We start from the raw sequence: 26369 nt of genomic DNA, 5'->3' as shown, positions 1-26369 counted from the left end.
TCGGACATGACGATCGTGCTCGACCCATTCGACTCGACGCCCGAGCCGGGTGCCGGGGAACGCCCCTACGACGACCCGTTCACCGCCGGTCTGAACCCCCAGCAGAAGCAAGCGGTCGAGTACCGCGGCGAGTCCCTGCTGATCGTGGCCGGAGCCGGATCCGGCAAGACGAGCGTGCTCACCAGACGCATCGCCCTGCTGCTGGCGAACCGTGAAGCCTGGCCGTCGCAGATCCTGGCGATCACGTTCACGAACAAGGCCGCCGCCGAGATGCGCGAGCGTGTCCGTGCACTCGTCGGGCAGGCGTCCGAGGGCATGTGGATCTCGACGTTCCACTCGGCGTGCGTGCGGATCCTCCGGCGCGAAGCGGAGCGGTTCGGGTTCCCGCAGTCGTTCACGATCTACGACTCCGCCGACTCGCGGGCGTTGCTGAAGCGGATCATCAAGGACCTCGAAGCGGACACCCTCGGGCTGACCGTCGGGGCTGCGGCGTCGAAGATCTCCAAGCTCAAGAACGAGCTGCAGGACATCGACACCTACGCGCGGAACATCAACGCCAACGACCCACAAGAAGTGATGTTCACCGAGGTGTTCCGGCGCTACACGAACGACCTGCGCCGGGCCAACGCGTTCGACTTCGACGACCTGATCGGGCAGACGGTCTTCCTGTTCCGGGCCTTCCCCGAGGTCGCGGCGCTGTACCAGCGACGCTTCCGCTTCGTCCTGGTCGACGAGTACCAGGACACCAACCACGCCCAGTACTCCCTGATCCGCGAGCTCACCCGCCCGGTGCCGGTCGAGCAGGTCGACCGACTCGAGGACGAGGGGCAGCACGTCGCTCGCATGCGCGAGGCGGACGGGTCGATCGCCGGGGCCTCGCTGACCGTCGTCGGTGACTCGGACCAGTCGATCTACGCATTCCGCGGGGCGGACATCCGCAACATCGTCGAGTTCGAGCGGGACTTCCCGAACTCCAAGGTGATCCTGCTCGAGCAGAACTACCGGTCGACGCAGAACATCCTCGACGCGGCCAACGCCGTCATCGCGAACAACTTCGACCGCCAGGTCAAGAACCTGTTCACCAAGGTCGGCGCGGGCGACAAGATCATCGGGTTCACGGGCTACACCGGCCACGACGAGGCGCAGTTCGTCGCGGACGAGATCCAGCGTCTGCACGACGACGGCATGGACTACCGCGACATGGCGGTGTTCTACCGGACGAACTCGCAGACGCGCGCGCTCGAGGAGATCTTCATCCGCGCGGCGATCCCGTACCGGGTGCTGGGCGGCACGAAGTTCTACGAGCGTGCCGAGATCAAGGACGCGATGGCCTACCTGATCACGGTCGCCAACCCCGCCGACCCGATGGCGCTGCGCCGTGTGCTCAACGTGCCCAAGCGCGGGATCGGCTCCGTCACCGAGACCACCCTGCAGCGCTACGCCGACGACCACGACGTCACTCTGCGTGAAGCCCTGCGGCACGCCGACGAACTCGGCTTCGGGCCGAAGGTGCGCAACGCCATCACGGCGTTCGCGGCCCTGCTCGACGAGGTGTCCGCCAAGGCGGCCGACCAGCCGGTGGTGGACACGTTGACCCAGCTGTTGGACGGTTCCGGCCTGCTCGAACAGCTCCGGAAGTCGCCCGACGCCCAGGACTCCGCGCGTGCGGACAACATCGACGAGCTCGTCGCGGTCACGCGCGAGTTCCAGAAGAACAACCCGGACGGCACCCTCGTCGACTTCCTGACCGAGGTGTCGCTGGTCGCCGCAGCAGACGAGCTCGACGACTCCTCGGGCACCGTGTCGCTCATGACGCTGCACACCGCCAAGGGGCTGGAGTACGACGCCGTGTTCCTGACCGGCGTCGAAGAGGACCTGCTGCCGCACCGGATGTCCGCGAACGAGCCGGGTGGCCCGTCGGAAGAGCGCCGGTTGTTCTACGTGGGCATCACCCGCGCCAAGAAGTCCCTGTTCCTGTCGCTCGCGATGACCCGCGCCCAGTTCGGTGACGTCAACGTCGCCATGCCCTCGCGCTTCCTGCAGGAGATCCCCGAGGGGCTCATCGAGTGGAAGCAGTCCCCGGGCATGGCGAACAGCCGCGGCGGAACGCAGCCGCGGGCGCTCAACGCCAAGCGTGACGGTGCCGAGTCCGGTGGGTTCGGCGGTGGTGGCTACCGCGGGGGTGGCGGCTGGGGCGGTGGCTCGTACGACCGGGCGGCCGCTGCGGCGAAGACCCGTCCGAAGACCGAGTGGGCGAACCGGGTCTCCGGGCAGGTCCGCGACAACGGCGACATGGAACTCACCGCCGGCGACCGGATCAAGCACCTCGACTTCGGCGAGGGCACGGTGTCGGCGGTCACGGGGCAGGGCGCCAAGCGCATCGCGGAGATCGCGTTCGATGCGGCCGGTCGCAAGAAGCTGCTGATCAAGATCGCCCCGATCGAGAAGCTCTAGCGGGGCGTGGCTGCCCCGAACCCCGGCGGCGACTCGGACGTGGTCGTCGACATCGGTGCCGTGGTCGACGCCACGGTTGCGCTGCAGCGCGCGACGACGATCGCGAACCGGGTCATCGGTGGCGCGGTCGTGCTCGGCATCGTCGTGGTCGTCATCGCGTCGTCCCGTACGTCGGAGGATGCCGAAGCGTCTCGGGTGACGGTCGGCAGTGTGGTGGTGGCGGCCGCGTGCGTCGTGAGCGGGGCGATCGCGGGGCGGCTCATCACCCGACGCGCGCGGGTCGGTCGGTCCGCCGTCGTGGCGCGGGTCGGCATGCGCGTGGTGAGCGAGGCCCGGGCCGCCGGGCTGCCGGAACTCGATCACGCGGCGGTGGCGCGGGCGCTCCGCGAGGACGACAACGGACCTGCCCCGTGGTTCGACCCGAAACTCAGCCCCCACACCTGGCCGTTCTGGGAGCTCGCGGCCGCCGGACAGCACGAGCAGGGTGTCGTTGCCGAGAAGTCGGTCGAAGACCGGCGTCTCACCCTCCGCCGCGGGCAGATCCCGGGCGCCTGACCGGGACTCCTCAGCGCACCATCCGCACCACGTCGAGTGTGTGCGGACCCAACTGCTCGCGCTTGACCACGCCATCGCGACGGAACCCGTTGCGGTGGTAGAACGCCTCGGCCCGCGGGTTGTGCTCCGCGATCCACAGGTACGCCGGTGCGTCGCCAACCGCGCGGTCGATCAGGGCCTGGCCGGCCCCTGATCCGTAGACGGCGGCCAGGACGTAGATGCCCTCGAGTTCACGGTCCCGCGGTGCGTCGTGGTCGCGGCCGGCGCCCGCCGCAGCCCAACCCACGACGACTCCGTCGAGGTCCGCCACGGCGACGTCGGTGCTGCCGGACCCGATGATCGTGCGCCACCGCTCGGCGTACTGCCCGACGTCTCTGTCGTCGAGGAACGCTGCGGGGAGCAGGTGCGCGTAGGCCTCCTTCCAGGCCTGCACGTGGACCCGGGCGATGGCATCGGCGTCCGCGATCTCGGCCGGTCGTGCGGTCAGTCCTCCCATGACCCGATCCTGTCGGAGCCGCCGGGCCTGCCGATGTCCGCCACGCCCGGGCGTTCGATCACCTGTGACAGCGGCCAATGGTGAGGTTAGCCTTACCTAACGTGACACCGATCAACGAGATGCTCTCCACTGCCACCGCCGAGCGCTACCGACAGGTCGTCCGGGCCACGGTCGACCGGACCGCCGACCGCTTCGCGCAGGTCGACCGGCCGACGACGGACACCCCGGCCGCCGAACTCCGACGCCGTGTCCGCGCGATCGACCTGGACGCGCCGCCGATCGGCACCGACCGGGCGATGGCCGAGGTCGACGACCTGTTCGTCCGCGAGGCGGTCTGGTTCCACGACCCGGCCTCGATGGCACACCTCAACTGCCCTGTGGCCCTGCCCGCCGTCGCGGCCGAGGCGGTGCTGGCGGCGGTCAACCCCTCCGTCGACACCTGGGACCAGTCGCGCATCGGCACCGAGATGGAGCGGCACGTCGTCGACTGGGTCGCGAGCCGGATCGGGTTCGTCGCGGGCGACGGCATCTTCACCTCGGGTGGGTCGCAGTCGAACCTGCAGGCCCTGCTGCTGGCGCGCGAAGCCATGACCGCAAACACGAGCACGAGCACGATCCCGACCCCTCCCCCCACCGTCTTCGCCACCGCCGAGTCCCACTTCAGCGTCCGCAAGTCCGCCCGCCTGCTCGGCCTGCCCGACGACGCCGTCGTCGACGTCGCCACGGACGACGCGGGCCGCATGCTCCCCACTGCCCTGGCCACAGCGATCGCCGCTGCCCGGGCCGCCGGCCGCACGCCGATGGCCGTCGTCGCGACGGGCGGCACCACGGACCGCGGGGTCATCGACCCGCTCGAGCCGATCGCCGACGTGTGCGACCTGGAGGACGTCTGGCTGCACGTCGACGCTGCCTACGGATGCGGCCTGCTCGTGTCACCCACCCGGCGGCACCTGCTCGCCGGGATCGAGCGCGCCCGCAGTGTGACGGCCGACTTCCACAAGTCCTTCTTCCAGCCCGTGTCGTCGAGTGCGCTCGTGGTGCGGGACCCTGCGGACCTCGCCCGGGCCTCCTGGCACGCGGACTACCTGAACCCGGAGGACGCGACCGAGCCCAACCAGGTGGACAAGTCGCTGCAGACCACCCGGCGGTTCGACGCGCTGAAGCTCTGGGCAACGCTGCGGGCGAGCGGTGCCCAGGCGATCGGTCGGGCGTTCGACGCCGTGATCGACCTGGCCGAGCAGACCCACGCGCTGGTCGCAGCGCACGACGACCTGGTGCTCGTCGCGCCGACGCAGCTCAGCACGGTGCTGTTCCGCTGGCAGCCGGCGGGGGTGTCCGACGCCGAGGCCGACGCCCTGGTCGGACCGCTCCGGGCCGCGCTGCTGGCCGAGGGACGGGTCCTCATCGCGAAGACCGTGATCGACGGGCGGCCGTGCAACAAGCTCACGCTGCTGAACCCCGACACCACGATCGAGCAGGTGGAGCGCTCGCTGGCACACGTGGTGGCGACGGCCGCCGACCTGCGCGCGGCAGGCGCCGTGCCGACCGGAGCGACCGGAGCGACCGGAGCGACCCGATGACCGCCGCCGTTGCGACCCACACGACGGACAACACGGCCACCGCGGCCGCAGTGCACGACACCCCCGTCCACGACCTGGTCGGCATCGGCATCGGCCCGTTCAACCTGGGCCTGGCGTGCCTGTCCGACCCGCTCGACGACGTCGACGCGGTGTTCCTCGACACCGCCGACGGCTTCGCCTGGCACCACGGGATGATGCTCGACGACGCGACGATCCAGGTGCCGTTCCTGGCGGACCTGGTCACGATGGCCGATCCGACCTCGCCGTTCTCGTTCCTGGCGTGGCTCAAGGAGACCGGTCGGCTCTACCCCTTCTACATCCGCGAGGACTTCCACCCGCTGCGCAGCGAGTACGACGCCTACTGCCGGTGGGCGGCGGACCGGCTGGACACCCTGCGGTGGGGTCGCCGCGTGGTCGCCGTCGACCACGACGAGCGCACCGACCTGTTCACGGTGCACGCGGAGACCGACCACGGTCCGGAGACGTACCGCGCACGCCACGTGGTGCTCGGCATCGGCACCGAGCCGGCCGTCCCGGAGCCCCTGCGCGACCTGGCCGGTCCGGTGATCCACTCGTCGGACTACCTGCCGAACCGTGATGCCCTGCGGAGCGCCGGGTCCATCGCCGTCGTCGGCAGCGGACAGTCCGCCGCCGAGGTCTACCGGGACCTGCTCGAGGACGTCCGCTCCGGTGGGTACCGCCTGGACTGGATCACCCGGTCGCCGCGGTTCTTCCCGATGGAGGACACCAAGCTCACGCTCGAGATGACGAGCCCCGAGTACACGGACCACTTCCACGCGCTGCCCGAGCCCGCCCGCGACCGTCTGGGCCGCGAGCAGCGCGGCCTGTACAAGGGCATCAGCGCCGACCTGGTCGACGAGCTGTACGACGCGCTCTACCGGATCAGCGCACGGGGGCCGATCCCGACGACGCTCCGGACCGAGACCAGCGTCGTCGATGCGACGTGGCTGGCCGACCGGGGGACGTACCGGCTGACGCTGCGGCACGAGCAGCTCGGGAGGACCTACGAGCACGAGGTCGAGCGGCTGGTCCTGGCGACCGGGTACGCACCGCGGACGCCAGGGTTCCTGGACCCGGTCGAGCACTTGGTCGAGCGCGATGCCCGCGGTCGGTTCGCGGTCGCCCGCGACCACCACGTCGACACGCTGGGTGGTCGCATCTGGGTGCAGAACGCCGAGGAGCACACGCACGGCCTGACCGCGCCGGACCTGGGGATGGGCGCGTGGCGGAACGCGTCGATCCTGCGGTCCGTCACGGGTCGGTCGCCGTACGGCCTGGAGGACCGGATCGCCTTCCAGCAGTTCGGCCTGCCTGCCGGGGTGGGCGCGTGAGCGCCGCGGCGGGCGTCCCGCAGGACGCACGCGCGGCCGTCGACCCCGCCGTCCTGCCGGACGCACGCTCGGCCGTCGACCCGGCCGTCCTGCCGGCCGGCAGCGGCTCGCCGGACGCGGCCCCGGGCCTCCTGTCCGTCGAGCCGGTGGACCCGGACCGCGACGCCGCCGTCGTGCAGGCGTGGCTCGCGCACCCGGCGTCCTCGTGGTGGGGCATGGCACACCTCGACGTGGACGGGGTGCGGACGTACCTGCGCGGCGTCCAGCAGGACCCGGCGCAGGCGGCCTGGCTGGGACGTCGGGACGGGGAGCCGTGCTTCCTGGCCGAGACGTACGACCCGGCCCGCGTGCTGCTCACCGACGTGTGGGCCGCCGAGCCCGGCGACGTCGGCATGCACCTGCTCGTCGCACCGCCGCCCGCCGACGCACGGGTGCACGGGCTCACGAGCGCGGTGATGCGCACCGTCGTCGAGCACTGCCGCGACGCCCTGGGCGCCCGTCGCGTCGTCGTCGAACCCGACGTGCGCAACACGGCCGTGCACGCGAAGAACGCCGAGGTGGGCTTCCGTGCGCTGCGCGAGGTCGACGTCGACGGCAAGCGGGCCCTGCTGTCCGTGCTCGACACCGCCCGGATCGGGGTGCCGGACGACGACGGCCCCGCGGCGCACCTGCGTCCCGAGCACCTGGAGCAGGCCGAACGGCACCTGGTCGCGAAGACGATCGCCGAGTTCACGCACGAGCGCCTGGTCGCACCGGTCGCCGACGGCGACGGCTGGCGGCTGGACGCCGGGGACTCGACCTACCGGTTCCGCGCCCGCGTGCACCTGCTGGAGCACTGGTCGATCGACGAGGCCTCGCTCACCCGCACCCGCGACGGGTCGGCGCTGCCCCTGAGCGCCCAGGACCTGGTGCTCGAGCTGCGCGACGTGCTGGGGATCCCCGACCCGCTGCTCGGGACGTACCTGGAGGAGATCGCGTCGACCCTGGCCAGCGCCGCCGCCAAGCACCGGCGGGGTGGACCGTCCGCGGCGCAGCTCGCTCGGGGCCGCTCGGACGGTGACGTCGTCGCGGCGTTCCAGGACGTCGAGTCCGCGATGACCGAGGGGCATCCCGCGTTCGTCGCCGCGAACGGCCGCATCGGGTTCGGGCTCGACGAGTACCGGGCGTACGCGCCGGAGTCCGGCGGGCGCTTCCGGTACCGCTGGCTCGCTGCCCGCCGCGACCACACGCACCTGTCCCTGGCGGCCGACCGCACCGAGCAGGCGCACTGGGACGCCGAGCTCGACCCCGCGACCGTCCGGGGGTTCCGGTCGACGCTCGAAGGGCGCGGCCTGGACCCGGACGCGTACGTGTGGCTGCCGGTGCACCCGTGGCAGTGGCAGCACCGGATCGCCGTGACGTTCGCGCCCGACCTGGGGCGTCAGGACCTGGTCGACCTGGGCGAGGGGCCCGACCTGCACCAGCCGCAGCAGTCGATCCGCACGGCGTTCAACCGGTCGTCGCCGTCACGCTCGTACGTCAAGACGGCACTGGCGGTGCAGAACATGGGCTTCCTGCGGGGCATGTCGCCGGCGTACATGCGGACGACTCCAGCGGTCAACGACTGGGTGGCGAGCATCGTGCACGGCGACCCGACGCTGCGGGCCGTGGGCTTCTCGATGCTGCGCGAGCACGCGGCCATCGGGTACACCGGGGACGCGTACCACCGCGTGGACGTGCCGTCGCCGCAGCGGAAGATGCTCGCGGCCCTGTGGCGCGAGAGCCCGGTCCCGCAGCTGGCACCGGGCGAGCGTCTGATGACGATGGCGGCGCTGCTGCACCGGGACGCCGCCGGGCAGTCGGTGGTCGCCGCGCTGATCGCCGCGTCCGGCCTGCCCGCCGAGCAGTGGGTGGCCGGGTACCTGCGCGCGTACCTGCTGCCGGTCGTGCACTGCCTGACCGTCCACGACGTCGCGTTCATGCCGCACGGCGAGAACCTCGTGCTGGTCGTCCGCGACGGCGCCGTCGTCCGCGCGGTGATGAAGGACGTCGGCGAAGAGGTCGCGGTGCTCGCACCCCGTCACGTCCCCGCCGGCATCGAGCGCATCGTGCATCCGGTCGACGACGCCGAAGCCGCCCTGGCGGTGTTCACCGACGTGTTCGACGGGGTGCTGCGGTTCGTCGCCGCGATCCTCGACGACGACGGGGTGCTGCCGGCCTCGCGGTTCTGGGAGCTCGTCGCGGCGACGATCCACGAGCACGCCGATGCACACCCGGACCGCCGCGACCTGGACCTGCGCGCGCCGACGTTCGAGCACTCGTGCCTGAACCGGCTGCAGCTGCGCAACACCCTGTCGATGGTCGACCTGGCCGACCAGTCGTCGTCGCTGATCCGGGCCGGCGCGATGCCGAACCCGATCGCGCGCGGGTAGCGGGCGCTACGGCTGCAGCACCGCCGAGGTCCACCCGTCCGGACCCAGGCGGTACTGCAGCCGTCGGTGCATCCGGTCGCGGCTGCCGTGCCAGAACTCCACCGACGTCGGCTCGAGCCGCCACGCCACCCACGACGCGGGGCGTGGGACGTCCTCGGACTCGGCGAGCAGGTCGTTCGCGTCGTCGATCAGGTCCTGGAACGAGCCGTCGAGCGGCGCGGACTGGTCGGCGACCGCGGTGGCAGCGCGCGACTTGGGCGACCGGGCGGCGAACAGGTCGTCGGACTCCTGCTCGGAGAGCTGCACGACGGTGCCCTCGAACCGCAGCTGCTGCATCGTCTCGCGCCAGTAGACCTGCAGTGCGGCGGCCGGGTTGGCGGTGAGCTGCTGTCCCTTCGGGCTGAGCGTCGAGGACCCGAACACCAGTCCGTGGTCGTCGATCGTCTTCACGTCGACGGTGCGGGCGCTCACGACACCGTCGGCGGCGGTCGCCAGGGTCATCGACATCGGCTCGGACACGTCGCCGTCCTGCGCGTCGGCCACCCACGTGCCGGCGACGTCGAGCGGCGAGGCGGGTGGGTCGTCGAGCTCGGGGAACGCGAAGGAGGTGTCACCGGACAGGGGAGCGGAGGCCATGCCCCCAGCCAACGCCCGTCAGGCCCGCCACGTCCAGGTGACCGGGGGACGGCCGCCGCGACGCCCGGCCGCGGACGGCGCAGGATCGTCCGACCGGAGGATGGCGGCGTTGGTCCGCAGCGCCCGGTTGAGGTTGCCGGGATCGGGTGCGGTGCCGGTCAGCGCGGTCTGCAACCGCGCCGCATCGGCGGTCGTGAAGCGCGGTCCGAGCAGTGCCCGTGTCAGCGCCGCGTCGCGCCACAGCCGGGTGCGCGCGTGCTCGAGGGCGGCGGCGATGATGCGGTCGTGGTCGAACGGGAGGCCCGGCTCGGCCTGGGCGGGATCGCGCCAGACGGCGGCCGGCGCGGCCTCGGGCGGGCGCGGTTCCGACGGCTCGGTCGCGGGCTTCGCTGTTCTGGGTCCGATCGCTGTGGCGTCGGGGTGCCCGGAGGCGTCGACCACCGCCACGAACGCGATGCTGATCGCCGCGTCGCGCGGGTCCCGCCCGGGCCCGTCGAACGCACCGATCTGCGCGAGGTGCCGGACCGAGTCGGAGCCGATGCCCGCCTTGGTGCGCATGGCGCGCTGTGCACCGTCGGCCAGGCGTTCCGCCGGGAACAGGAGCACGCCAGGCAGTGCCTGGTGGCCGGCGTACGGGTCGTACGGCCGACGCGCGGTGGCGACCCGCAGACCCTCCGTCGCCGAGAAGGACATCGGGACGACGTCGATCGCGATGAGCGGCTGGTCGCGGGTCGTCACCGCGTCGGTCACGATGCGGCTGCTGCGCGTCGGGCGGCGCGGTCCGTGCGCTCGCGGCGGAGGGTCGCACGGACGTCGGCGAAGGACTGGTGCACCAGGAACCGGCCGTCGACCCAGACCGGCTGCAGCAGGCTGGTCGCCTCGTCTTCGGGTGTTGCCTGGTCCGTCTGGCGGATCTCGCCGGTGGCGTCGCGGTGCAGGGCGATGCGGCCCTTGGCGCTCTTCTTGCCGCTGCCGGTCTTCGGGTCCTTCTGGATGTCGACCGGCTGCCCGTCGACCAGGGCCCAGGTCGCCTTGACCGCACTGCCGAGGTTGTCGCGGGTCATGTACTGGTACGTGTACGACCCGATGCCGAGCACGATGTTGTCGCTCGCGTAGCCCTTGGCGGCCAGGCGCTCGTAGATCCGACGGGCACGGTCGAGGGTGATGCTGTCGCCGTAGATCACGCCGACGTGCTGGTCGAGCACCTTGTACCCGGCGGCGTTCACCGTGTGGCCGAACAGCTCGTCGAGCAGCTCGACGACACCCTTCTGCTCGTCCGAGCGCCCCTCGGCCAGCAGCTCGTCCTGGGGTACGCCGTGCACGGTGCCGGTGACGATGTCGACCGGGTCGCCCGAGTCGGGACGGATGACGAGCTTGCCGTCGCGGCCCGTGATCCGGTCCTTCAGCTGCGGCAGCGTCTCGGTGATCACCTTGAACAGGTCGAAGCCGTCGCTGACCGCCGACACGATGCCCGTCGGGTACACGTCGAGGATCTGCTGGAACGTCTCGAGCTCGCCGTCGGCGCCGCGCACGCACATCACGCTGTGCTCGGTGGCCGGCACGCTCGCGGCGACCCAGCCGTTGTCGCCGGGGTAGTAGCGGTCGATGAAGTCGAGCGTCGGCATCGAGTCGGTGCCGAGGAACGAGAGCAGGTGTCCCGCGCCGCCGGCGGCGGCGGACTCGATGCTCGACTGCCCGCGGAACGAGAAGTCGTGGGCGGCGAAGTCGATGCTCTCGGGCACGGCGCCGGTGCGGGCCGCCCAGTCCTCCATCAGGTCGCGGTACTCCAGCGCCTTCGTCGCCACGGTCGAGGGGTGCCAGATCGACGCCGACAGGGCGGTCTCGATGTAGTTCGGCAGCCAGAAGAACGCGTCGACGGTGTTCTCGACGGTCAGGGTGGCGACGCCGATCGGCGCGAGGGTGCCCTCGGGGAGCGCACGGATCGTCAGCGGCAGGTACCCCAGGCGGTGGAGTGCGCGGACGTGGTCGACGCCGATGTGGTTCGGGCCGAAGTAGCCCTGCAGGGCCTGCTCGAACAGGTCGGCGACCTCGTCCTCGTCGGCGGCGAAGAACGGCGCCCATGCCTCGACCAGGTGGCGCTGGATGAACGCCTGCAGTCCGAACACCACGGCGTGGGTCGACTCGGGCATGTGCGCGTTCGACCGGTTCGTCCAGTTGATCAGGATGCGGGTCGTGCCCCGGGGGTAGACCTGCCGGTGCGAGTGCTTGTACCCGTCGACGGCCAGCAGCGGGGCGATCGGGCTGGCGGTCGTGATGCGGGGGGCCAGTGCGGTGGTGGTGTCGGTCATCGGATCTGCTCCGTCAGGTAGGGGGTGAGTTCGATCGTGCGCACGCCCGGGACGGCGTTCTGCGCGGGGTACGAGTCGGTGGTGACGATCTCGCCGAAGTGGTCGGCGAGCTGCGGGGCGCGCCCGGAGAAGACCCCGTGCGACACCCAGAGGCCCAGGCGTTCCTTCGGCAGGCCGGTGCTGCCGGCGAGCCCCATGAACGTGCCGCCGCCGTCGCAGATGTCGTCGACGACCAGGAACCGGCCGTCCGCGGGCAGCGGCTCGCAGGTGAAGCCGTCGAGCTTGCCGGTGTCCGGGTTGCGGTGCTTCTCGGCCCGGAAGAGCGGCAGGCCGCACGTCTCGGCGACCGCCGTGGCCCGGGCGACGGCACCCTTGTCCGGCGCGATGATGCCCGTGTAGGCGTCCCCGTCGACGTCGAGCACGGCGTCGCGGACCACCTGCTCGCTGGTGACCACCGTCAGGTTGTCCACCAGCCCGACGATGACGGGCGAGTGCGGGTCGAAGGCGATCACCTGGTCGAGGTGGAAGCCGTTGAGGACGTCCGCGTAGACCTTCGCGCCGAAGGGCAGACCGCGGTCCTGGCGTGCACCCGGCAGGTACGGAACCAGGGCGACCGACCTCGATCCGCGCTGACGGACGGCGTCCGCCCACATGCCGAGCATGAGCAGGTCGTTGCCGTCCGTGCCGCGCAGGGTCGCGATCTCGGTCAGGTCAGCGGGTGCGTCGTGCTCGACGGCGACCTTGACGTGCGATTCGCCCGCCGGGAACCGCATGGTGGAGAACGTCGGGGCGACGGTGGTGCCGTCGCGGTCCCAGGTGGTGAGTTCGACTGCCATGACCCGACCGTAGCACGGTATTTGTCGCTGTGACAACTACGGGTGTCGCGCAGCCGTCCGGCGCATCGCCCGCAGCAGCAGCGGCCCCGGCAGACGCAGCACCCACCGCGGCACGATCGCGCGGGTCCGCCGGATCGCCGCCGTCGCCCGTCGGTACCGTCGCTGTTCACGCGGCCCCCACGCGAAGCCGTACTGGTCGCGCACGGCATCCGGCAGCAAGCCCACGGTCACGATCCGCACGAGGGGCATCGCCGCGCGCACCCACAGCGGGGCGAAGCGCGGGTGCAGCAGGTCACGCACGACCCCGCGGGCATCGTCGGAGACCCGCAGCGCGACCAGGGTGTCGGCCCAGTACGTCTCGAAGGCGTCGACGGACGACGGCCACCGGTCGGCAGGCACCCGCAGGGCGACCCCGAGCGGGGCGTAGGCGTCGAGCATCCGCCGTGCCAGGTCCGGCGGGACCGGGTCGCCGAAGGCGTCGTGCGCCCGGAGCGCGGAGTCGTACAGTGTCGCGGCCACCCAGCGCTGCCGGTCGACCTGGTCGGCGCCCGCCACCGGGGCGTGTGCCCGGTTCACGAACGCCGTCGCCGTCGCGGCGTCCTCCGGCGAGCCCACGACGACTGCGTACACGTACATCAGCGTGTGGGCGAGCCGCTGCTGCGGCCGACGGGCGAAGTCGGAGTGCCGGCGGACGCCGGCGGCGACGACGGGATCGGCGATCTGCAGCAGGATGGCGCGTCCACCGGCCAGGACCGGTGTGCTGTCCGCCAGCAGACGTGTCAGGTCGCGATCGCGACCTGGTGACGGACTGGAGGCCCGGCGCGCGGCCGGCACCGAGCCTCCTGTCCGTCTGGTGGTCACGGCACCAGTGGGCCGGACCGCACCGCCGTTCAGAGCGGCCGGTTCCCCAGGTCGTTGCCCAGGTCGGGGCGCTCGGTGTCGTCGTCGTGCTCCCACAGGTCGGCGCTGCCCTCGCGGGGAGCGCCGCCGGTGGGGCCGTCGTCGGTGCCGTCGCCCGGTTGCGGTTCCACGGTCTCGCCGGCGACGGCGTCGTTCGTGACGGTCTCCATCGACGCCTCGGTCTCGTCGACCTCGTACGGGCCGACGTGTTCACGGTCGATGTCGTCGTCGCGACGCTGCTCGGAGTCGAAGTCGTCGACGGGGCTGATGCCGGGGTCGCTCATGGCGTGCTCCTTCGTTCGGGGGCTCCTGCATACCCGCGCGGGGTGAGGGTCCGCCCAGGTCGCCGGTCGTTCACCCGCGCGCAACCTCCGTGTCACGCCGACCGTGCACACTCGCCGTGCTCGGGGGAGTGGAGCGCGGTCGCCGACGTCGAGTCGGGCGACCGCGCATCCCCGGTCCGACCCGATGCCCCGCCCCGGTCCATCCGCCGTCCACCTGGCGACGCTAGTGTGGTCCGCGGCCGTTGTCTCGACATCGAGCGACCCTCGATGGTGAGTGCTGCGACCTCGCGAAACCGATGCCGATCGCACCCACCGTGCGGGAAGAAGAACAGCGTGGATCTTTTCGAGTACCAGGCCAGGGACCTCTTCGAGTCCTACGGCGTCCCTGTGCTGCAGGGCATCATCGCCGACACCCCCGAGCAGGCGAGGGCCGCAGCCGAGCAGATCGGCGGCGTGGTCGTCGTCAAGGCGCAGGTGAAGGTCGGCGGCCGCGGCAAGGCGGGCGGCGTCAAGGTCGCGAAGACCCCGGACGAGGCCTTCGAGCACGCGCAGGCGATCCTCGGCCTCGACATCAAGGGCCACACCGTCCAGCGCGTGATGATCGCCCAGGGCGCCGACATCGCCGAGGAGTTCTACTTCTCGGTGCTGCTCGACCGGGCCAACCGCTCGTACCTGTCGCTCGTCAGCGTCGAGGGCGGCATGGAGATCGAGCAGCTCGCGGTCGAGAAGCCCGAGGCGCTCGCCCGGGTCGAGGTCGACCCGCTGACCGGCATCGACCAGGCCAAGGGCACGGAGCTCGCCATCGCTGCGGGCTTCCCGGCCGAGCTGGTCGACCAAGTCGGTAACGTCTTCGTCAAGCTCTACGACGTCTACAAGGGCGAGGACGCGACCCTGGTCGAGGTCAACCCCCTCGTCCGTACGGGCGACGGCCAGATCCTGGCCCTGGACGGCAAGGTCTCGCTCGACGAGAACGCCGACTTCCGCCACGAGAACCACAGGGACCTCGAGGACACCGCCAGCGAGGACCCGCTCGAGGCGAAGGCCAAGGCGCACGGACTCAACTACGTCAAGCTCGACGGCCAGGTCGGCGTCATCGGCAACGGCGCGGGGCTCGTCATGTCGACGCTCGACGTCGTCGCCTACGCCGGTGAGCGCCACGGCGGCGTCAAGCCCGCCAACTTCCTGGACATCGGCGGCGGCGCCTCGGCCGAGGTCATGGCCAACGGCCTCGACGTCATCCTCGGCGACCCGCAGGTCAAGAGCGTGTTCGTCAACGTCTTCGGCGGCATCACCGCCTGCGACGCGGTCGCGAACGGCATCGTCGCGGCCCTCGGCATCCTCGGCGACGCGGCGACCAAGCCGCTCGTCGTCCGTCTTGACGGCAACAACGTGGAAGAAGGTCGCCGGATCCTGCGCGAAGCGGCACACCCGCTCGTGACGATCGCCGCGACCATGGACGATGCGGCCGAGCAGGCCGCCGAGCTCGCCGCAGCAGCGGCGTAAGGAGCGCTCAGAACAATGTCGATCTTCCTCAACAAGGACTCCAAGGTCATCGTCCAGGGCATCACCGGCGGCGAGGGCACCAAGCACACCGCGCTCATGCTCAAGGCGGGCACGCAGGTCGTCGGTGGCGTCAACGCCCGCAAGGCCGGCACGACCGTCACCCACGGCGACGTGTCGCTGCCCGTCTTCGGCTCCGTGCGCGAGGCCATCGACACCACCGGTGCCGACGTCTCGATCGTCTTCGTCCCGCCGGCGTTCGCGAAGGACGCGGTGATGGAGGCCATCGACGCCGCGATCCCGCTCGTCGTCGTCATCACCGAGGGCATCCCCGTGCAGGACGCCGCCGAGTTCTGGGCGCACGCCAAGGCCCTGGGCGGCACGACCCGCATCATCGGCCCGAACTGCCCCGGCATCATCACGCCCGGTGAGTCCCTCGTCGGCATCACCCCGGCCACGATCACCGGCAAGGGCCCGATCGGTCTGGTGTCGAAGTCGGGCACGCTGACCTACCAGATGATGTACGAGCTGCGCGACCTGGGCTTCTCGACCGCCATCGGCATCGGCGGCGACCCGGTCATCGGCACGACGCACATCGACGCGCTCGCCGCGTTCGAGGCCGACCCCGAGACCGAGGCGATCGTCATGATCGGCGAGATCGGTGGCGACGCCGAAGAGCGTGCGGCCGAGTACATCAAGGCGCACGTCACCAAGCCGGTCGTCGGCTACGTCGCGGGCTTCACGGCTCCCGAGGGCAAGACGATGGGCCACGCGGGCGCGATCGTCTCCGGGTCCGCCGGCACCGCCGAGGCGAAGAAGCAGGCGCTCGAGGCAGCCGGCGTCAAGGTCGGCAAGACGCCGTCCGAGACGGCAGCGCTGCTGCGTGAGGTGATCGCCGCCGCGTAGCGGCATCCGTCCTTCACGGGACTGCCAGGAGGCTCGGTGCGGGTTGCGCGCCGAGCCTCCCGTCGTTCACACGGCCGGGCACGTATCCTCGCTGCGATGAACCGCCTGGGAACCGCACTGCTCGCCGCCGTCGAAGCGGTCGTGACCGTCGGTGTCGGCCTGGGCATCGCCCTCGTCCCGCTCACGCTGCTGTGGGGCTTCGAGTACGGCCTGCAGGTCGACTGGGACGTCTTCTGGAAGGCCGCGGGCAGCGTCTGGCTCATCGGCCACGGCGTCGACGTGACGTTCGAGCTCGGTGCTGCCGCTGCCAAGGCCTCCGGCGTGAGCGGCGCCGGTGCACCGATCACGATCACGCTCGCCGCCCTCGGGTTCGCCGCCGTCACCGCCTGGTTGGGCGCACGGGCCGGCCGCCGCTTCGCCGAGACGGACCACCGCGTGACGGGCATCCTGGTCGGCACCGGGCTGACCGCGCTGCTCGGACTCGGCCTCGGGCTGTCCGCAACGTCCGCCGCATCCCACCCCACGCTGTGGCAGGCGGTCGTGTTCCCCGCGCTCTGGTTCGGCATCCCCGCCCTGGTCGCCGCCGAGGTCTGCCGCCGCCGGCGCTCCGTACCCGCCGACCCGGTCACCGGCCGGGTGCTCGACCAGGTGCACCGCATCCCCGCCGTGTGGCGGGCCGTGATCGGCTTCGGGTTGCGTGCCGGCACCGCGGCGACCGCGATGGTCGTCGCCGTCGCGGGCATCGTCGTCGGGTTCCTGCTGTTCGGCTCCTTCGCCGAGGTGATCACGCTGTACGAGCGCTCGCACGCCGAGGTCGTCGGTGGCATCGCGCTGACGATCGGCCAGCTCGCGTTCCTGCCGGACTTCGTCGGGTGGGCGACGTCGTGGCTCGTCGGGCCGGGGTTCGCGATCGGCACCGGCTCGAGCGTCTCGCCGATCGGCACGACCCTCGGCCCGATCCCCGCGCTGCCCGTGTTCGGTGCGCTGCCGGCATCGGGCCACACCTTCGGGCTGCTCTGGGTCCTGGTGCCCGTGCTGGCCGGCTTCGCCGCCGGCGGGCTCCTGCGGCCACGGCTCGTGCGTGCCCTCGGTGCCGCCGACAGCGCACTGCTGCGGGCATCGGGTGGCCTGGCGACGGGGATCGTCGCCGGCCTCGTCACGGGTGGCATCGCGTGGCTGTCGTCCGGTTCGTTCGGTCCCGGTCGTCTGGCCGACGTCGGACCCCACGCCCTGCTCGTCGGGGTGTTCGCCGCACTCGAGGTCGGTGTGCCCGCGATCGTCGCCCTGGCGATCGGGCAGGACCTCGTGCGCCTGCCCGAGCGTCCGTGGAACCGTGAGCGCTGGCACGAGACGGACGACGCCGCCCAGGACGCTGCCGAGGTGCAGCAGGCCGGCTCGCTGCTCGATGCACTCGACCGTGCGGGAGCGGGGCGAACCACCGACGTCCACCGCTTCGTCGTGACCGAGGCCCACCAGCCGGTCACCCGCGCCGACCGCAGCGAGTCGGACACGACCGCGACCGACACCATCGCGGACGACGTGCGGCGTGCGCCCGACGTGACCCCGGCCTCCCGTCCGAGAACGGACCGCGGGGCGGACCGCACGCCGCACGGCAACCCGGACCACGCGACCGACCCGGACCACGCGACCGACCCGGACCACGACGTGCCGCTGCCGGACTGGGCCCGCACGGGCGCGGCGCCGGCCGTGTCGGCTCCCCGTCCCGAGTCGACGCCGCAGCCGGTCGGCGAGTCCGGCAGCCGCTCCAGCGGCATCCGTGACCGCCTGCGCGGTGCCGCCGACGGCGTGAAGGGCCGAGCGGACGACCTGCGCACGCGTGCGGGTGGACTCCGCGGCCGCGCTGACGACCTGCGGGTCAGGGCGGGCAGCCTGCGGGACCGTGTGACCGGCGCCGATGCCGAGCGCTCGGACCGGTCGCCGGACGACCGTCCCGACCTGCAGCGCCCCGAGCCTCCCGAGGTCGCGGGTGCCCGCGACGAGCAGCCCGCCTTCCCGTGGAGCACCGAGGAGTTCGTCGCCGGCAGGGACGACACCGACGGACCGGCTGCCGCGACGACCGCCCCGAAGCGCTGGGACACCACCGACCAGGTGCCGGACGACGAGCTGCCGTGGTGGCGTCGCCCGAAGGACGACCGGCACTGAGCGTCCTGCTTAAAATATATCGCATACAGAATGACCTCAGTGGTGATCCTGCAAGGTCGACGGGGCTGATCCGGCCCCCGATCGAACAGGAACCCCATGAACCGTCACATCACCACCATCGGCGCCGCCGCCGCACTCGGCGTCGCGCTCTCGCTCGCTCCCGTGATGGCGAACGCCGCGCCACTCGCGACGCCGACCGCCAGCAGCGCGCCGCAGGCGTCCGGGTCCTCGGTGACGAGCGTTGCGCAGCGCGTCGTCGCCGGGCGGGTCGTCCTCACCGTGCAGGTGTCGCAGCCCGGCTTCTACAGCGTGCGTGACGCCGCCGGCCACGAGGTCGACGCGCGCCAGTCGGACGCGAGCGGCACCGTGCGGCTGATCGTCTTCGGGTCCGGCAAGGCCGCCGAGCAGTTCACGGTCGTCCGTGACGGCGAGACCGCCACCACGCCGGTCACCGTGGCGTTCGGTGACGCCGCACTGCCCGCCCCGATCGACCAGTCATCCGTCCAGCAGATCGAAGCGATGAACCGCGCCGTGCTGGCGGGTGACGTGGACCAGACCATCGACTACACGGCGCAGCCCGGTGCCACCGTGCGGGTCACCGTGAACGGTGTGACGACGTCCGGCGTCGCGGGTGCCGACGGCATCGCGACCGTGACCTCGGCCTTCGCGGCGGGCGAGAACGCCGTCAGCGTCGTGCAGACGCTGAACGGTGTCTCGTCGACCCCGTCGACCTACAGCTACGACTTCAGTTGAGTGCTCGGCGGGCCGGGCATCCCCGGGTGCCCGGCCCGCACACCGCTCCCGCTAGGCTTGTGCCGTGCTCGAACTGGTCGTCCTGATCTCCGGTACCGGCTCGAACCTCCGAGCCCTCCTCGAGGCGACCCACGATGCCGAGTACCCCGCCCGTGTGGTCGCCATCGGTGCCGACCGCGACGCCGAGGGGCTCGGCCTGGGCGAGGAGTACGCGATCCCCACCTTCACGGTGCCGTACGCGCGCTACGACTCCCGCGCCGCGTGGGGCCAGGCGCTCGCCGAGCAGATCCGTCCCTGGTCGCCGGACCTGCTCGTGCTGTCCGGGCTCATGCGCCTGCTGCCCCCGGCCGTCGTCTCCGAGTTCGGCCCCGCGGTGATCAACACCCACCCCGCGTACCTGCCCGAGTTCCCCGGCGCCCACGGAGTGCGCGACGCCCTGGCCGCCGGGGTCACCGAGACGGGTGCGAGCGTGATCCAGGTCGACGACGGCGTCGACAGCGGACCGATCCTGGCGCAGGAACGCGTCCCCGTCCTGCCGTCCGACTCCGAGTCGACGCTGCACGACCGCATCAAGCCGGTCGAGCGCCGCCTGCTCATCCAGACCGTCCTCGACATCGCCAACGGACACATCGACCTGAAGGGCACCACGAGCGCATGAGCGTCCACGCCGCCGACCCCAGCCTGTACCGCGAGCGGGACGTCGTCCCCGTGCGTCGCGCCCTGATCTCCGTGAGCGACAAGTCCGGCCTGCTCGACCTGGCCGGAGCGCTGGCGGACGCCGGTGTCGAGCTCGTGTCGACCGGCTCCACCGCGCAGACGATCCGCGATGCCGGGTACGCCGTCACCGACGTCTCCAGCGTGACGGGCTTCCCGGAGTCGCTCGACGGCCGCGTGAAGACCCTGCACCCGTCCGTGCACGCGGGGCTGCTGGCTGACCTGCGGCTGGAGTCGCACGAGCAGCAGCTCGCCGACCTGGGCATCCAGGCGTTCGAGCTCGTGGTGGTGAACCTGTACCCGTTCGTCGAGACGGTGGCCTCGGGTGCCGACACCGCGACCGTGGTCGAGAACGTCGACATCGGCGGTCCGGCGATGGTCCGCGCGTCGGCGAAGAACCACCCGAACGTCGCGATCGTCGTCTCGCCCGCGTCGTACGCCGAGGTCGTCGAGGCCGTCCGCGCCGGCGGGACCGCGCTCGAGCTCCGGAAGCGTCTGGCGGCACAGGCCTTCGCGCACACCGCCGCGTACGACACCGCGGTGGCGTCGTACTTCGCCGAGCACGTGGTCGACGCACCCGCGGCCGATGTGGTCGCGACGGACCCCGACCCCGAGACGCCCGGCACCTTCGACCAGCGCCTGACCGTCACCGCCGACCTCGGTGCGACCCTGCGCTACGGCGAGAACGCGCACCAGGCGGCGGCGCTCTACACGACCGCCGGGGGCACCGGCATCGCCCAGGCGACGCAGCTGCACGGCAAGGAGATGTCGTACAACAACTACGTCGACGCCGACGCAGCCGTCCGGGCCGCGTACGACTTCACCGAGCCGGCCGTCGCGATCATCAAGCACGCCAACCCCTGCGGCATCGCGATCGGGGCACCCGACGCGGCCGACCCGATCGCCTCGGCGCACGCCGCCGCACACGCCTGCGATCCGCTGTCGGCGTTCGGAGGGGTCATCGCCGCCAACCGTCCCGTCACGCTGCAGATGGCCGAGACGGTCAAGGACGTCTTCACCGAGGTCGTCGTCGCCCCGGGCTTCGAGCCCGAGGCGCTCGAGGTCCTGTCGCGCAAGAAGAACATCCGCCTGCTGACGCTGCCCGCCGACTTCGCGCTCGCCCCGCGTGAGCTCAAGCAGGTGTCCGGCGGGTTCCTCGTGCAGGACGCCGACCGGTTCACCGCGTTCGACCAGTCCACGTGGGACCTGGTCGCCGGCGAGCCCGCCGACGACGCGACCCTCGCCGACCTGGCGTTCGCGTGGAAGGCCAGCCGCGCGGTCAAGTCGAACGCGATCCTGCTGGCGAACCGCGGTGCGAGCGTCGGTGTCGGCATGGGCCAGGTCAACCGGGTCGACTCGTGCCACCTGGCCGTCACCCGCGCCGGCGACCGCGCTGCCGGATCGGTCGCCGCGTCGGACGCGTTCTTCCCGTTCGCCGACGGCCTGCAGGTGCTCATCGACGCCGGTGTCCGTGCGGTCGCCCAGCCCGGCGGCAGCGTGCGTGACGACGAGGTGATCGCGGCGGCCACGGCGGCCGGCGTGACGATGTACTTCACCGGCGAGCGGCACTTCTTCCACTGATCTGAACAAATCGTGGCAAGGCCATTGCGCTTCGCGGTTCCTCTGAATAGCCTGTAAGGCTCTGCGACAGGCAGCCGACGATCCCTCGGGATCGGCGGCACCGCAGACACAACGGTGACGAAGACGACGACTGGAGTGACGATGGACATCTCGACCGGAACAGTGGCGACCGCCGCCCGCGCAGGTCTGGTGTCCGCCGTGGGGACCACTCCTGCCCCGCGATCCCGACGGATCGCGGCCGCCGCCTAGCCAGGCCGTCTCCCACGGCCTCGCGGCGCCGCACCACCACGGTGACACGGCGACCGCGAACCACCCGCCTGAACCCGGGGGACCACTGTCCCCCGGTGCCTACCGGCCCGACCGACGTCACGCAGGTGACGGCGGTGGCGCGCGACCACGCGCCCGGCTGATGATGACCACGCAACGCACCACCGGGCCTCCTGGCCGTCGACGCGCGACGCACGCCGCGTGACGCGACCCGACAGGACCCGGCAGACGCATGAGGACGCAACGCATGTCCAAGTCGCCCAGCACGGCGCGCCCGTCCACCTTCCGCGCGATCGCGCGGATCTACCCCTACGTGAAGCCCTTCCAGGGCCGCCTCATCGCCGGCATGGCCGCGGCGATGGGTGCCTCCCTGGTGGCGCTCGCCATCCCCTACGTCCTGCAGGGGCTCGTCGACGGGCCCCTGTCCTCCAAGGACTCCGCCCAGATCTGGCCGGCCGGCCTGGGTGTGCTCGCCCTCGGCGTGCTCGAGGCGTTCTTCATCGCCTCGCGCCGTCGCATGGTGATGCGCCCGTCGACCCGCATCGAGACGAGCATGCGCAACGCGCTGTACGCCAAGCTGCAGGACCTGCCCGTGGCCTTCCACGACCGGTGGGAGTCCGGGCAGCTGCTGTCGCGCTCGGTGTCCGACCTGTCGCTCATCCGACGGTGGCTGGCGTTCGGCGTCGTGCTGCTCGTCGTCAACGTCGTCACGATCGTCGTCGGGTTCGCCGTGCTGTTCACCTTCGGGTGGCTGCTCGGCCTGATCTTCCTGATCGCGTCGATCCCGCTGTGGATCAACGGGCTGCTGTTCGAACGGCGGTACTCCGTCGTCGCGCGTCGCAGCCAGGACCAGGTCGGCGACCTGGCCACGAGCGTCGAGCAGTCGGTGCACGGCATCCGCGTGCTCAAGGCGTTCGGTCGCGGCGGGTACAAGCTCGAGGAGTTCAGCGAGCAGGCCGAGGCCCTGCGCGGCACCGAGATCAAGAAGGCGAAGGCCATCGCGAGCATCTGGCTGTGGCTGCTGCTCGTGCCGGACGTCGCGTTCGCGCTGTGCCTGCTCGCCGGCATCTGGCTGGCCAGCCAGGGACAGCTCAGCGTCGGACAGTTGTTCGCGTTCTTCGCGACGGCGACGGTGCTGCGGTTCCCGATCGAGTCGATCGGCTTCCTGCTCTCGATGACCTTCGACGCGCGCACTGCGGTCGACCGCTTCTTCGAGGTGATGGACTCCGAGAACACGATCACGGACCCGGAACACCCGAAGACCATCGCCGAGCCGCACGGTGCGCTGTCGTTCAACGCGGTGCACTTCCGCTACCAGGACTCGGCGGCGCAGTACCCGGACCTGATCAACGGCGTCGAGCTGCAGCTCGAGCCCGGCGAGACCATGGCGCTCGTCGGCCTGACCGGCTGCGGCAAGACGACGCTGCTCTCGCTGGTGCCGCGCCTGTACGACGTGACCGGCGGTTCGGTGACGATCGACGGCGTCGACATCCGTGACCTGACCCGCGAAGAACTGCGGCGGCACGTGGGTGTCGCGTTCGAGGACGCCACCCTGTTCTCGACGACCGTGCGCGAGAACGTGCTGCTCGGCCGTCCGGACGTCACCGGCGCCGCCGCCGACGAGCTGCTCCGCGAAGCCCTCGACATCGCGCAGGCGTCGTTCGTGGACGACCTGCCCGACGGCGTGGACACCCGGGTCGGTGAAGAGGGGCTGTCCCTGTCCGGTGGGCAGCGACAGCGGCTCGCCCTGGCACGCGCGATCGCGGCGCGGCCGTCGGTCCTGGTGCTCGACGACCCGCTGTCGGCGCTCGACGTCGACACCGAGGCGCGGGTCGAGGCCGGCCTGCGCCGGGTCCTCGCCGAGACCACGTCGCTCATCGTGGCGCACCGTCCCTCGACGGTGACGCTCGCGGACCGCGTCGCACTCATGGAGAACGGCGTCGTCACCGCCGTCGGCACCCACTCGGAGCTGATGGCCACGAACGACCACTACCGCTACGTCATCTCGTCCCTGGACGAGGACGACGCCACGGCACGAGAAGGGGCGATGGCATGAGCCAGCAGGGAGACACCAACCGGCCCGTCGGGACGGCCGACCGGCCAGGAGGCCCGGATCCGGAACTGCAGGCCACCGCCGAGTCGCAGTCTGCCGCACCCGTCACCGCGTCGATCACCACGCTCGGTGTGCGCGGCGAGGAGCGCCAGGACTTCACCAAGGCGGAGAGCAAGCGCCTGCGGCGCCGCTCCCTCGCCCTGCTCGGGTCGCTCGCCGCGCCCCTGAAGCTGCGGCTGGTGCTGCTCGGCATCGTCGTGGTCGTGTCCACCGGCGGCCAGGTCGCCGGGCCGGCGCTCATCGCGTGGGGCATCGACAACGCCCTGCCCGACGTGCTCGAGCGGAACGACTGGGTGCCGGCGTACGGGGTCGTCGCGACGTACATCGTCGTGGCGGTGCTCGGCGCGGTCCTGACCGCCTGGTACACCGTGCTGGCGGCGCGGATCAGCCAGGCGATCCTGTTCGACCTGCGCAAGCGGGTGTTCCTGCACACGCAGCGGCTGTCGCTCGAGTTCCACGAGACCTACACGTCCGGCCGGATCATCTCCCGCCAGACGAGTGACCTCGACTCGATCCGCGAGCTGCTCGACTCCGGACTGAACCAGCTGATCCAGGGCGTGCTGTACATGGCGTTCACCGCGGTGGCCCTGGTGTCGCTCGACCCGACGTCCGGGCTCGTGCTCGCCGTGGCGCTCGTGCCGCTGTGGTTCCTGATCCGCTGGTTCCAGTCGAACTCGCAGACGCTGTTCCGTGCGACCCGTGTGGCCTCGGCGCGCGTCATCGTGCAGTTCGTCGAGACCATGACGGGCATCCGCGCCGTGCAGGCCTTCCGTAAGGAGTCACGCAACCGGGACGAGTACGGCGGCTTCGTCGAGGACTACCGGGTGGCGAACACGAAGGTGTTCAACCTGTTCGGGACGTTCGACCCGGTGCTCGTGCTGATCGGCAACGTCACGCTCGCCGCGGTCGTCGTCGTCGGCGGCTTCCGGGTCATCGGCGGCACGCTCGAGGTCGGCGCGCTGCTGGCCGTCGCGCTGTACGCCAAGCGCTTCTTCGACCCGGCGCAGGAACTCGCGATGTTCTACAACGGGTACCAGTCGGCCTCGGCCGCGATGGAGAAGATCTCCGGCGTGCTCGAGGAACGGCCGAGCGTGCCGGACCCGGTCAAGCCGACCCGGCTCGCCGACGCCAAGGGTCGGATGGACTTCGACGGCGTCGAGTTCGCGTACAACAAGGGCAAGGTCGTGCTGCCGGCGTTCGACCTGCACATCCCGTCGGGGCAGACGATCGCGCTGGTCGGGTCGACGGGTGCGGGCAAGTCCACGCTCGCCAAGCTCATGGCGCGGTTCTACGACCCGTCGCGCGGCTCGGTCGAGCTGGACGGCGTGGACCTGCGGGACCTCGACACGAAGGACATGCGCCGCGCGATCGTGATGGTCACGCAAGAGGCGTACCTGTTCTCCGGCACGGTCGCGGACAACATCGCGCTCGGCAAGCCGGGGGCTTCCCGCGCCGAGATCGAGGCGTCCGCCAAGGCCGTCGGCGCGCACGAGTTCATCATGGCGCTGCCGGACGGGTACGACACCGACGTGAACAAGCGCGGTGGTCGTGTGTCGGCGGGACAGCGGCAGCTGCTGTCGTTCGCGCGGGCGTTCATCGCCGACCCGAAGGTGCTCATCCTCGACGAGGCGACGGCGTCGCTCGACATCCCGTCCGAGCGGCTGGTGCAGGAGGGACTCGAGACCCTGCTCGCCGACCGCACGGCCGTGATCATCGCGCACCGCCTGTCCACCGTCGCGATCGCCCACCGGGTGCTCGTGATGGAGTACGGCCGGATCGTCGAGGACGGCACGCCGGACGACCTGATCGCGGGCACGGGGCGCTTCGCGCAGCTGCACGCGGCCTGGCGCGACTCGCTCGTGTAGCCGGACCCCGCGGCCGCTCGCCGATCACACCCCCGCATGACCATCGCGCCCCGTTCCTGCGGGGCGCGATGTGCGTCGGGGGGTGCAACGCCGCCGGGCTCGGGCGTGGTTGGCTGGTCCGCATGACAGACGACAGCCCGCAGCCCGGTGGCGTGGCCCTGCGTGACCCCTTCATCGGCGCGCCCTTCACCGAGGCCCTCCGACGGTTCTGGCGGAAGTACACCGTGTTCACCGGGCGAGCATCCCGCTCCGAGTTCTGGTGGTGGTCGATCACGTCGCTGGCGATCGGGCTCGTGCTGCAACTGGTGCCGCAGGCCTTCACCCCGGACAGCCCGATGCTCGAGAACCCGGTGGGCTCGTACCTGTTCGTGCTCTGGGGCCTGGCGACGCTGGTCGGATCGCTCGCACTCGGCGCCCGTCGGCTGCACGACGCGAACCTGTCCGGCTTCTGGCAGTTCCTGCACGTGCTCGTCGGCATCGGCTCGCTCGTGCTGCTCGTGGTGTTCCTGCTGCCGTCGAACCCCAAGGGCACCCGCTTCGACGCCTGACACGACGAGAACGCCGCTCCCCGGTCGGGGAGCGGCGTTCTCGTGTCGTGTGGGTGCGCTGGTGGCGCTGGGTGTTACTTGATCTGTGCGGTGATGGTGGCGGTGCCGACGAGCAGGCCGCCCTTGACGGCGTCGGTCTTGAAGGT

At 71.4% G+C, this 26369-nt stretch carries 21 protein-coding genes; 14 read left to right on the top strand and 7 right to left on the bottom strand.

Annotated features, from left to right (window positions below):
* Positions 1-6: 6 nt before the first annotated feature.
* Together MT346_RS15395 and MT346_RS15390 are read left to right on the top strand one after the other, a co-directional pair.
* Positions 7-2454, top strand: a complete 2448-nt coding sequence (locus tag MT346_RS15395; RefSeq protein WP_243563975.1) for an ATP-dependent helicase — start codon at positions 7-9, stop codon at positions 2452-2454.
* Between the two features lie 6 nt (positions 2455-2460).
* On the top strand, positions 2461-3009 hold the full coding sequence (locus MT346_RS15390; protein ID WP_243563974.1) for a hypothetical protein: 549 nt from the start codon (positions 2461-2463) through the stop codon (positions 3007-3009).
* Positions 3010-3019: 10 nt separating this feature from the next.
* On the opposite strand, the gene MT346_RS15385 is transcribed toward MT346_RS15390, so the two are convergent.
* Positions 3020-3505, bottom strand: coding sequence for a GNAT family N-acetyltransferase (locus tag MT346_RS15385; protein WP_243563973.1), 486 nt, complete (start codon positions 3503-3505; stop codon positions 3020-3022).
* A 101-nt stretch (positions 3506-3606) separates the two neighbouring features.
* On the opposite strand from MT346_RS15385, the gene MT346_RS15380 reads away from it, so the two are divergent.
* Genes MT346_RS15380 through MT346_RS15370 form a run of 3 tightly spaced genes read left to right on the top strand, consistent with a single transcriptional unit; the run spans position 3607 to position 8848 of the window.
* Positions 3607-5085, top strand: coding sequence for a pyridoxal-dependent decarboxylase (locus MT346_RS15380; protein WP_308221910.1), 1479 nt, complete (start codon positions 3607-3609; stop codon positions 5083-5085).
* The gene (locus MT346_RS15375; RefSeq protein ID WP_243563972.1) at positions 5082-6437 is read left to right on the top strand and encodes a lysine N(6)-hydroxylase/L-ornithine N(5)-oxygenase family protein; all 1356 of its coding nucleotides are present in this window, start codon (positions 5082-5084) and stop codon (positions 6435-6437) included. Before MT346_RS15380 ends, MT346_RS15375 begins: the two co-directional genes overlap by 4 nt.
* Complete coding sequence (locus tag MT346_RS15370; RefSeq protein ID WP_308221909.1) at positions 6434-8848, top strand: GNAT family N-acetyltransferase; 2415 nt, start codon at positions 6434-6436, stop codon at positions 8846-8848. The genes MT346_RS15375 and MT346_RS15370 overlap by 4 nt, the downstream gene beginning before the upstream one ends.
* Positions 8849-8854: 6 nt before the next feature.
* On the opposite strand, the gene MT346_RS15365 is transcribed toward MT346_RS15370, so the two are convergent.
* Genes MT346_RS15365 through MT346_RS15340 form a run of 6 tightly spaced genes read right to left on the bottom strand, consistent with a single transcriptional unit; the run spans position 8855 to position 13813 of the window.
* Complete coding sequence (locus tag MT346_RS15365; RefSeq protein WP_243563971.1) at positions 8855-9484, bottom strand: pyridoxal 5'-phosphate synthase; 630 nt, start codon at positions 9482-9484, stop codon at positions 8855-8857.
* Positions 9485-9502: 18 nt separating this feature from the next.
* Entirely contained in the window at positions 9503-10234 is a 732-nt protein-coding gene (locus MT346_RS15360) for an NUDIX hydrolase (RefSeq protein WP_243563970.1), read from the bottom strand.
* On the bottom strand, positions 10231-11793 hold the full coding sequence (locus MT346_RS15355) for a nicotinate phosphoribosyltransferase (protein ID WP_243563969.1): 1563 nt from the start codon (positions 11791-11793) through the stop codon (positions 10231-10233). Before MT346_RS15355 ends, MT346_RS15360 begins: the two co-directional genes overlap by 4 nt.
* Entirely contained in the window at positions 11790-12629 is an 840-nt protein-coding gene (locus tag MT346_RS15350; RefSeq protein ID WP_243563968.1) for a phosphoribosyltransferase family protein, read from the bottom strand. The genes MT346_RS15355 and MT346_RS15350 overlap by 4 nt, the downstream gene beginning before the upstream one ends.
* Before the next feature lie 36 nt (positions 12630-12665).
* Positions 12666-13490 carry an oxygenase MpaB family protein gene (locus MT346_RS15345; RefSeq protein ID WP_243563967.1) on the bottom strand — a complete coding sequence of 275 codons (825 nt, stop codon included), beginning with the start codon at positions 13488-13490 and terminating at the stop codon, positions 12666-12668.
* Between the two features lie 29 nt (positions 13491-13519).
* Positions 13520-13813 carry a hypothetical protein gene (locus tag MT346_RS15340; RefSeq protein WP_243563966.1) on the bottom strand — a complete coding sequence of 98 codons (294 nt, stop codon included), beginning with the start codon at positions 13811-13813 and terminating at the stop codon, positions 13520-13522.
* A gap of 333 nt (positions 13814-14146) precedes the next feature.
* Here MT346_RS15340 and sucC point away from each other — a divergent pair, with 333 nt between their 5' ends.
* The 9 genes from sucC (at position 14147) to MT346_RS15295 (ending at position 26223) form a co-directional block, all read left to right on the top strand.
* Positions 14147-15316, top strand: coding sequence for an ADP-forming succinate--CoA ligase subunit beta (gene sucC / locus MT346_RS15335; RefSeq protein WP_243563965.1), 1170 nt, complete (start codon positions 14147-14149; stop codon positions 15314-15316).
* A 15-nt stretch (positions 15317-15331) separates the two neighbouring features.
* Positions 15332-16219: a succinate--CoA ligase subunit alpha gene (gene sucD / locus MT346_RS15330; protein WP_243563964.1), complete on the top strand. Its 888-nt coding sequence runs from the start codon at positions 15332-15334 to the stop codon at positions 16217-16219.
* Positions 16220-16315: 96 nt separating this feature from the next.
* The gene (locus MT346_RS15325; protein WP_243563963.1) at positions 16316-18382 is read left to right on the top strand and encodes a DUF6350 family protein; all 2067 of its coding nucleotides are present in this window, start codon (positions 16316-16318) and stop codon (positions 18380-18382) included.
* Positions 18383-18478: 96 nt separating this feature from the next.
* Positions 18479-19135 (top strand): hypothetical protein, encoded by a 657-nt coding sequence (locus MT346_RS15320; RefSeq protein ID WP_243563962.1) that lies wholly within the window; start codon positions 18479-18481, stop codon positions 19133-19135.
* Between the two features lie 64 nt (positions 19136-19199).
* Positions 19200-19793, top strand: coding sequence for a phosphoribosylglycinamide formyltransferase (purN, locus tag MT346_RS15315; RefSeq protein ID WP_243563961.1), 594 nt, complete (start codon positions 19200-19202; stop codon positions 19791-19793).
* Entirely contained in the window at positions 19790-21430 is a 1641-nt protein-coding gene (purH, locus tag MT346_RS15310; RefSeq protein ID WP_243563960.1) for a bifunctional phosphoribosylaminoimidazolecarboxamide formyltransferase/IMP cyclohydrolase, read from the top strand. Before purN ends, purH begins: the two co-directional genes overlap by 4 nt.
* 514 nt (positions 21431-21944) lie before the next feature.
* Positions 21945-23753 (top strand): ABC transporter ATP-binding protein, encoded by a 1809-nt coding sequence (locus MT346_RS15305; protein ID WP_243563959.1) that lies wholly within the window; start codon positions 21945-21947, stop codon positions 23751-23753.
* A complete protein-coding gene (locus MT346_RS15300) occupies positions 23750-25675 on the top strand; it encodes an ABC transporter ATP-binding protein (RefSeq protein WP_243563958.1) in 1926 nt (641 codons plus the stop codon). Before MT346_RS15305 ends, MT346_RS15300 begins: the two co-directional genes overlap by 4 nt.
* A 122-nt stretch (positions 25676-25797) precedes the next feature.
* Positions 25798-26223, top strand: coding sequence for a DUF805 domain-containing protein (locus MT346_RS15295; RefSeq protein ID WP_243563957.1), 426 nt, complete (start codon positions 25798-25800; stop codon positions 26221-26223).
* Positions 26224-26369: the final 146 nt, after the last annotated feature.

The organism is Curtobacterium sp. VKM Ac-2922 (assembly GCF_022815645.1).
GTDB lineage: Bacteria > Actinomycetota > Actinomycetes > Actinomycetales > Microbacteriaceae > Curtobacterium.
The sequence above is the reverse complement of the archived record's forward strand: the minus strand, read 5'-3'. Positions and strand labels throughout refer to the sequence as shown.